This window comes from Cytobacillus firmus NBRC 15306 (assembly GCF_001591465.1).
GTDB lineage: Bacteria > Bacillota > Bacilli > Bacillales > Cytobacillaceae > Cytobacillus > Cytobacillus firmus.
This window is the reverse complement of sequence record NZ_BCUY01000116.1, coordinates 1-8,909: the sequence shown is the minus strand read 5'-3', so window position 1 is coordinate 8,909 and position 8,909 is coordinate 1. Positions and strand designations below refer to the sequence as shown.

Here is an 8,909-nt window from a genome sequence, read left to right as displayed (position 1 = left end):
TTAAGATCCAATTACCATCAATTCATCAACTAGTTTATAATAAAAATGATGTCTGCATGAGATAATTTCAGTCTCTAAAGACCCAAAGATATTTAAGAAGGTGAAAAAAATCAACATCATCGAAACAAGGGTGAGAAGTTTCATTGAAGATATTCAGCACCCGAAGCAAAAGAAGAAGTTAAACATAAATGATTTGGAATTTCAGCTGCGCAAATTACTGGATGATTATTATGAAATGGACGGTTATTCACTGTTTTATGAAGCCATTCAATCATTGCAGGATGAAGGGCAGCTGACACCTATACATAATCATCAATACAACGGGAAAACACCGTCTCTGCCTTTATATTTCTGGGTGAATGTGAAAGCTCATACCGGCAAATGGGATCGCCTCGAGATGATGAAGTTAAGTGATCGGTTCGATTTTTCGTTTTATGAACGGCACCCTGAATGGCAGACGAAAGAGGAATGGAGCCGGATCAGGAATTTAAATGCTTTTCTCCAATCCAGCGGCGAACGGGAAATCGTTTCACTTGAGGAAAGAAGCCTGGAGCTGTTCGGTCATGAAAAATTCCTGCAGGATTTAGTCAGTTTTCCTGATGGTAAGGGATTTTTAGCCCGAGTTGGTGTATCTGAAGAACAGTTGAAAGTTGTGAAATACGGGGAGCCTTTTGTGTTTTGGATGAAGCAGGGAAAAGAAATTAAAGATATTCAGCGAGTGCTCATTGTCGAGAATCTATCATTCTTTCATACTTCCATTCAATTATTGGAAAGCGATCTGCTCGATTACGAGCCTGAACTGATCATTTATGGGGAAGGTACTAAAATTGAACGGAGCTTTTCGTTTTTCTTTAAAATTTTCCCGGTTAAATCGTACCTATTCTATTATGCGGGGGATCTGGATGCTGCAGGCTACGGGATCATGACCAGGCTGCTTGATAAATATCCGGAATGCTGCATTCAGCCTGCATTGAAGATTTACCGTAAAATGCTCGATTGTATGGAACAAAGAAATGAACAGAAATCCGGCCAGCTTCAAAATCTTAAATACCGTGAAGCGTTCTTTAGGTGGTTTACGGAAGAGGAGCAAGAACTCTTATTGCAATTATGGCAGGAAAATAAACGGATTCCTCAGGAAGTCCTGACAATTGAAACATGGAGGAGATGGATGTGAACGAGTCATGGGAAGGATTCGCCCAGCGGATGCAGCGTTTAAACCCGCTGTTTGAGCTTGGAAGAGGAATGGAAGTCGGAGAGCTGAAGCCTCATATCCAGACGATTCTGATGCAGGTGCTCCTCACCATTTTTTATCGGGAATTGAATGATGATGATCACCGGAGAAAATCAGATATCAAATATATGGTGGAAGATTCGATTAAACAAATGAAGCTATTGGCTGATGAGAAGCAGATTGAACGAATCACAAGCGGACTTTTGTATCAGGGAAAAGAAGAGTACAGCAGGCCGTTTGAATCCCTTTATTACGATGAAATCAGACAGTCATGGGAGACGCAGGTATTCCGCTATGTGACAATGGATGAATTATATACAAACCTGGAGATGGGCGGATCAATCGTCTACAAACTCACAGATGTCTCACAGGAAATGATTTTCATGAGCAGGGAAATGGCGGAGGAGTTCTCGATCACCATTGAACAGCTCTATAGTATGCAGCTGATTAAAAACGGTAATTTCCGCAAAGCTACCCGAAACCTCGATCACCTCATTTCACGGGTCAACCGCTTAATGGCAAGAGAATTCTCCTTTCAAAAAGAAATGATCAATAATCCCAAAATCTTATTGATGGAAGAAGAAATGCAAAGGGCTGATAACCGTGCGGAAATTGAAAAGCAATTTGAAGAAGAGAAAAACCACTTCCGTACTATTAGCAGTATGATTGAGAAGACAAAACGAAGAAACGAGGAAGATGATCACATACAAAGAGAACTAATCCTCCTGCAGGAAAAGATCGGCCATACCAGGCAATTGCATGACCGTTTCGCCAAGCTTGTAATACAAAATATCTCCTATGAAATGAAATTAAAAGCGGAAAACCCTTCACTGTTTTGGGAAACGAGCCTCGTTTCGTTTCGGGAGCACATTTATGAAAATTGGTTCATCAAGGAGGGGGGATCTTCCTTCGATCGTGTTGAGAAGGTACTTGGTCCTTTATTTTCGCCAAAGAATGAATTTATCTTGCCCTTGGATTGGATCTGGGGAGAACAGGAATTTGATGAAAAGCAGATGACAGAGAGGATGGAGGAAGAAACGGAAGAGGAAAGTATTACCCATCAGCGGGTAACCAACTGGGATTCTGTTATCATGGCCTGGAGCTATGTGTTTCAATATTTGCAGACATACGGAGAGTTTTCCCTGGCTGATTTAACGACATTGCCGCTTGAGGTACAGGATTTATGGTTTGAAGAATCGGAAACGATTGATTTATGGATGATGTTTGATAAAAAGCCGCTGAAGGTTCAGGTGCTGCACCGGAGGGAAGAGAGCTTGAGCGATGAGAGGGAGATTCTCCTCTATAAACTGATGCAGGAGTATCCGCAATTCCAGGTGTTTGAAGGATTGAAACTTTATACCGAGTTTGATCATCGAGCGGAACCTTTCCTCTGGTATCAAATGAAAATCACTCCGTTTAAAATTTGTGTTCAGGAGGAGAAATGATGAGTGCAGAAAGTATTAAGACTGCATCAGCGGTTTATTTTACGCTTTTAAAAGACAAGGTTATCGATGAGAACAGCGAGCACTTTCAGGCGTATTTCAATCCTGATGTAAGACAGACGGTGCTTTTAATGGCAGACGAATCCGGGACCTTTATCATAGAATCGCCTAAACGTATTCAGCTGGTTGTGCAGCCGACCGGCTCTGTTTTTGCAACGAATTTTACACATATGAAGGACAGGCATAAGCAGGTTGAAACCAAAAAACATTTTCACCTGATGAGCGTTGTCATTATGGCATTCCTGGCGAGCATCGACCGAAATCAGGCGGCTAAGATCCGCACGAAGCGCGAAGGGATCAGCTTCTATACATTGGAACGGCAAGTCAATGATGTCATCATGAATTGGGATAGTCTGCTTAAAGCAAAACCTGATTTCGGAGAAGAAGAAAAAATTGATATGAAAGACGTTGTGACGACATGGAAATACATGGAGGTCGACACAGATGATTTAGGATCCAGGAAAGCCAATCGCAGAACGCGGATCGGATTGATTGCAAGTGCCATGCGCCTTTTGGAAACAGAAGGACTCATCGTCATCCTGGATCGGGAGGAGATACCGAAGGCGATTCCGAAGCAGGAGTTATTTGAGCGGATTGAATACCTGTATCATGACTATGACCGTTATGAAATGTTCAAGGAATTAATGAAAACAGAGGAGGATCAGCATGCCGAAAATACATCGAATTAGAATTGCCGGCCTGAAATATGATGGCATGCAAAAGCAGTATAGGGACACCACCTTTAACTTTCATAATGAGGAAACCTCCACAAATGGCCTCATTTCGATGATGAATGGAGGAGGGAAAGGTGTTTTCCTGCAGACCATATTTCAGATCCTTAAGCCGGGTACTGCATGGGGAAAGCAGAATAATCGCTATTATCAGCAATTCTTTTTTAATAATAAGGAGCAATTCATACCTTATACCTTTCATGTTCTCATACAATGGGAGCTCGACGGGGCTGACCGCAGGCATTTGGTGACGGGCGGAATGTTTTCAGCAGAACAGCGGATTTCCATGAATGAAGAAAGCGGAGATAGCAAACCGCTTGAACAGGAAGCGAAAATTGTCCCGAATATTACCTTTTATACAAGGGAGTTTGAACGAAAAGAAGAAGCATCACTTGAACATATTCCTCTCTATGAAGATGGAGAGCTGGCTGAAACAGAAGGACTGAAGGATTACTTAAAATGGAATGGGTATGATGTTTACCGGGATACAAAGAAACACTACCGAATTCTTGATACATATGGGATTAACCGAAAAGATTGGGATATTATGAAGGACATTAATAAGGATGAAGGCGGCGTCGGAAAATTTTTTGAAGGCGCTGAAGATGATCATTCCCTGTTCCAAAAGCGGATCATTCCTACAGTCAGTCAGGTTCTGCATCGGACGGAGCATCAGAAGAACGATCTGGTGGAGATTTTTAAGAGTCAGGCAAGCATCGCGAAGGACCTCCCTGTTTTGCTGAAAAGAGAGCAGGCACATAAAGAGTTCCTGGAAAATATTCTTCCTTTTGAAGAGAGTCTGGCAAAGGGTATCGGGCATAAGGAAATTGTGGAGGACAGCATTAAGGCCGGAAGACAGTTGCTTGGCGCTTTGGAGCATTTGAAGAAAACAGAAGAAGAAACACTCATTGAGCTGGAAAAGGAAATCGAAAAATTAACAGGCAGGCAAGTGGATCTGCGTTTTCAGAAAGATAATCTTGAGTATGCAAAAGCTCACCGGGAAGTGCTGGATTGGGAAAAGAAATTAGCGGAAGAGCAGAAGAAGCATATTGTTCTGCAGGAAGCGGTGAGGGAAAAGCAGGAGCGAAAAGAGGAGCTGGCTATTCAGCTGTTATTAAAAGAATGGCATGAAGGGGAACAAAGCATTCGCGCGCTTTCCCAGCAAATTGCCAAGCTTGAGCAGAACAGCGGCCTGGAGCAAGTGAATCAAAGAATGGATGAAATCAAAAAAGAGGCGGCACAGCAATGGGAGAAATCCTCTGCTGCCATTAGGGAAGCCGTTCAGCAATATTCCGGATATCAAAGGTTTTTAAAGAAAAAAGCAAACGACCTGTCTAAGCAGGATAAACAAAAGACCCAGGAGATTGCCCAGCTTCGAACAGAAATTGATTTTCTTTATACTCAAATTCATGAATTTGAATCAAAAGAAGAACAGCTTATCAAGGAATTCGGTGACCGCATTACCTATGATTTAACAGGTTTTATTGAAAATCTGAATATACAGATAGAAACCAAAGAAGCGGCACTCGAAGATATACAGGCAAAAGAGAATAGATCAAATGAAAAACAAAATCAGCTTGCTTCTTCCCATGGTACACTCGCACAATCCATTCAGTTTTCTGAAGAAAAGTGTGAAGAGTTAAAAAGGAAAAGTGAAGAGCAGCAGCAAAAAGAAACTAAGCTGTACGATAAGCTGCAAGGTGTGCTGCAAGGTGTCACAGCTCCATTCACGAACGCTCTTTTATCAAAATATGCCCTGGAGGTGGAAGAGCTCCTCGTTCAAAATCGCGCGCAAGGGGAAGAATTAAAGAAAGAGCTCTGGGAAACGCAGCTGGATTATGCCTTGAATGATGAGCATTTCTGGATTGCGAATAATGATGTGAAGGAACTGAAGGAATGGATTGATGAGAAAACAGGCATAGATGTGTTTTACGGCTCACAATTTCTCCAATCCTTAAAACCGGATGAAATGGCGAGCCACATGCTTTCTCATCCTCTCCTGCCATATGGCTTAGTGGTCAGCAGGCCGCAATGGGAAAAAATGAATAAACAGGTTCTTGCAGGAAGAATGTTTAAGAGCCCTGTTCCGATTTTTATGAGAGAAGAAATGGCGGGCGAAAATCAGCAGAATGCCTTTGTGATGATCACCGGGACGGAGAAGGAGCTGCTGGCGGATAAAAATCAGTTCACAAACTGGAAAATTCAGATTGCGAAACAAATAGAAGAAAAGAAAGATACACTTGCAGAGTTAGAAAAAACAGAAACAGCACTGCGCCGTATTATAAAAGAGATAGACCGATTCCTTTCCCATGACCTTGCCGGTGATATCGAAAAAGTACTGCTTCAGGAAAAGGAAGCCCTGCTTTCAAGGAAAAAGGAATTGCAGGCTATCATCGTGCAGGAGGAAAAAGAAAAAGAACTGCAGCTGGGACTTAGAGAACAGCTGGAAAAGACGAAGAAAAAGATTGAAAAACTATCTAAAGATGCGGAATCCTTTGCGGAATTTAACCGAGAAAAATCGATGCATCAGGAAAATAAACGGGTAAAGCAGGAAAAAGAGAAACAAAAGGAAGCTTTCGAAAAGCTGCAGAATGAGCTGGGAAATGAGCTTCAGACCATCGCTGACCTTCAGGAAAAGTGGAGCCAGACCTATCTGGAATGGAAGCTGTCAGCCGAGCAGAATATTAAGAAGATAAGCTTTTTTATAGACGGTGCTGCTTTTCCAGCCGCTGAGAAAGCAGAAGCTTCTGAGGAGGTTCCGCGATTATCACCCTATATTTTAGAAGAAATCAATGGCAGCATTGAGGAGCTTAAACAGCTTCAAAAATCAAAAGAAGAACAAGCAAGTGAACTGCTCGCGATTCAGGCGACAAAAGAATCCGAGCAGAAGCAGCAAAGGAAGCTGGAGAAAAAACTTCATGCTCTTAATGAAGAGTGGAAGGATGCTTCTGTACCGGATGAACCAATAAGTATTTTGGAAAATATGGTTCAGACAGCTGCAAAGGAAACCAAGGCAGCAGAAAAAGAAGAGCGGGAGCAGGAAAAGACCGTTACCATTGCGGAAACGTCCTTAAAGCATGGAATGGATCAGCGTAAAAAATCCGCTAAAAAAGTGGCAAAGCATGATCAGCAGCCTGAAGAATGGGAAGAACTTGATTTGGAAGTGAAGACCGTTGAAATTGCTGACCAGACCAAACAGACAAATGCAGAAATAAAGAAAACGGAAGAGCGCAAAAAAGAGACAGAACAAAACATAACTGAGTTTGAAAACAATCAATTGCATTTATCCGTCATTCTTAAAGAGGAAGCGGCAGCTTTTTCGGATGATGATATAGAAAAAATAAAGAGTCAAGGAAAGCAAAGCATCCTATCCTGGAGTGAAAAACATCAGGCTATTCAGGATGAAGGGCAAGAAAAGCATGCGAAGATTGAACAGTCACTAAGAAATTTAAAGCTTGCTATTGAAGGCAAGGATTGGGAAATCCGTTTTAAGAATGAAGTCTTAGCTACGCTTGATCATATGGATACAAGGCATTATGCGCATATTCAAAGTGTCGTACAGAACATGAAGCGCTTTTCACAGAGCGGCCTGGAGCAGCTGGAGCGCGACAAAGAACGGGCGGAAAAGGCGCAAAACTTCTGGGCAAGCCGGGCAAGCATGAAGGTAATGAGCATTTCAGAGGCGATTCGCTCGATGATTGCGAAAATGAAGCTAAAGAATGAAAGGGGTTCCTTCCCGCTTGTCCAGCTCAAAGAAGACATCCTGCCTAAAAAAGCGGAAGATGTTGAACCTTTACTGAAACAGCATTTTGTTTCAGCCATTAACAAAATTACAAAGCGATTCGAGATGATTGATGACAATAATCAGCTGCTTGATCAGGAAATTAAACAGCTTATCAGTGATGAGCAGATTTTATTTGTCTCTCTCAGAAATCGTTACCCAGAACTGTTGGTTTATAACATGCGTACTGATAATGCCTTCATGTACGGAAAACCGCAGCGTGAGCATTATTCAACCTGGCAGACGATCAACCAGGGTTCAAAGACAAAATCCGATGGCAGCGGCGGTCAAAAGCTATCTGCCCGCATGGTCATGATGATGATGCTTCTTTCTGTTAAGAGTGAAACCGATCAAAGCTGGGTTCCGTTAGTCTGTGATAATCCGTTTGGACAAGCGGCTTCTGCCCATGTGCTTGACCCGATTTTCGCTGTAGCCGATAAGCTGAAGTTCCAATTCATCGTCGTCACTCCGCCTGAATTGGTGAAAACAGAGATCAGCCAGAGGTTCGATGCGTACTATAAATTGGATTTCATCCGGGAAAAAGGGAAAGAGATTGTGTCGGATACGATTGTACCTGCGTTTCGAATTTATCAGGGAGAGGAAGCTGTTCATTAGATTAAAAGAATGAAAGTATTGCCATTTAACAAAAACTATGCAATACTTGGTTGAAAATATATATTTTATACAAATTCTTATCCAGAGAGGTGGAGGGACTGGCCCTGCGAAGCCTCAGCAACCCCTGATTATATCAGGAAGGTGCTAATTCCAACAGAGTTGACACTCTGGGAGATAAGAGGTCGTTTTTGATAGCAAAGGCCTCTTAAAAATAAGAGGCCTTTTTTTGATGCTCCTTTATGATTTGAGCTGGATTAGATTAGAACGAAGAAAGAGGAGGAATGGCAAAATGGAAAACGGCGTTATACAGGTACCGGAAGCATATTTGAGGATATTACAGGAATCTGATTTGCTCGGCTTCGGGCAGTCATGTGATAGAAAAACAGGATTTTTACTGAAGGGGCTGGCTGCCTCAAAACCAGGAGGCAGTTTTTTGGAGCTGGGAACAGGTACGGGAGCGTCTGCTTCATGGATCATGGATGGGATGGATGAAGGCAGTAAGCTTACGACCGTTGACATAGATTCGACAGTGCAATCGATCGCGAGAAAGTACCTCGGGAATGACAGCAGAATCACATTTTGCTGTGAGGATGGCGCAGCATTTATCAACAGCCTGTCGGAAGGGTTCGATTTTATTTTTGCAGATACGTGGCCGGGGAAATTCGAGCTTCTGGACAAAACCTTGGATCATTTGAATATCGGCGGTTTTTATGTGATTCATGATGTGTTTCCGCAGCAGAAATTGCCTGAAGGATATAGAATTAAAGCCACTAAACTATTAAAAACTCTGCAGGATAGACCTGACCTGGACATTACAGAATTGGATTGGGCTACCGGGCTGGTACTCGCTGTGAAAACAGCAGTTTGATAGATGAGATTTATTCAATGAAACTGAGGGGGATCGTTCCATGAATAGTATTAAAGATCAGGTTGAACATGTACTTCATAAGGGTGAAAACATTATTGAATGTTTAACCTGTTCATTAGTTGCACATTACTGTTTAGCACCGCATGCAGGCTTCTTTACGGCAACGAACAAAAGGCTGATT

5 protein-coding genes and 1 riboswitch are annotated in these 8,909 nt (G+C 42.4%); all 5 genes read left to right on the top strand.

What is annotated here, in order from left to right; all coding sequences use genetic code 11:
• Positions 1 to 100 precede the first annotated feature (100 nt).
• The 5 genes from BFI01S_RS19875 (at position 101) to BFI01S_RS19855 (ending at position 8,728) form a co-directional block, all read left to right on the top strand.
• A complete protein-coding gene (locus tag BFI01S_RS19875; RefSeq protein WP_235831238.1) occupies positions 101 to 1,174 on the top strand; it encodes a Wadjet anti-phage system protein JetD domain-containing protein in 1,074 nt (357 codons plus the stop codon).
• Positions 1,165 to 2,676: a hypothetical protein gene (locus BFI01S_RS19870; protein ID WP_235831237.1), complete on the top strand. Its 1,512-nt coding sequence runs from the start codon at positions 1,165 to 1,167 to the stop codon at positions 2,674 to 2,676. Before BFI01S_RS19875 ends, BFI01S_RS19870 begins: the two co-directional genes overlap by 10 nt.
• Positions 2,676 to 3,422 (top strand): DUF6063 family protein, encoded by a 747-nt coding sequence (locus BFI01S_RS19865; RefSeq protein WP_061794147.1) that lies wholly within the window; start codon positions 2,676 to 2,678, stop codon positions 3,420 to 3,422. The genes BFI01S_RS19870 and BFI01S_RS19865 overlap by 1 nt, the downstream gene beginning before the upstream one ends.
• The gene (locus tag BFI01S_RS19860) at positions 3,400 to 7,860 is read left to right on the top strand and encodes a coiled-coil domain-containing protein (protein ID WP_061794146.1); all 4,461 of its coding nucleotides are present in this window, start codon (positions 3,400 to 3,402) and stop codon (positions 7,858 to 7,860) included. Before BFI01S_RS19865 ends, BFI01S_RS19860 begins: the two co-directional genes overlap by 23 nt.
• Before the next feature lie 74 nt (positions 7,861 to 7,934).
• Positions 7,935 to 8,041, top strand: a riboswitch (SAM riboswitch).
• A gap of 108 nt (positions 8,042 to 8,149) precedes the next feature.
• Positions 8,150 to 8,728 carry an O-methyltransferase gene (locus tag BFI01S_RS19855; RefSeq protein ID WP_061794145.1) on the top strand — a complete coding sequence of 193 codons (579 nt, stop codon included), beginning with the start codon at positions 8,150 to 8,152 and terminating at the stop codon, positions 8,726 to 8,728.
• Positions 8,729 to 8,909: the final 181 nt, after the last annotated feature.

Coding starts and splice junctions, on each gene's coding strand:
- BFI01S_RS19870 (WP_235831237.1), top strand. CDS start 1,165: ATGGATGTGAACGAGTCATGGGAAGGATTCGCCCAGCGGATGCAGCGT.
- BFI01S_RS19865 (WP_061794147.1), top strand. CDS start 2,676: ATGAGTGCAGAAAGTATTAAGACTGCATCAGCGGTTTATTTTACGCTT.
- BFI01S_RS19860 (WP_061794146.1), top strand. CDS start 3,400: ATGCCGAAAATACATCGAATTAGAATTGCCGGCCTGAAATATGATGGC.
- BFI01S_RS19855 (WP_061794145.1), top strand. CDS start 8,150: ATGGAAAACGGCGTTATACAGGTACCGGAAGCATATTTGAGGATATTA.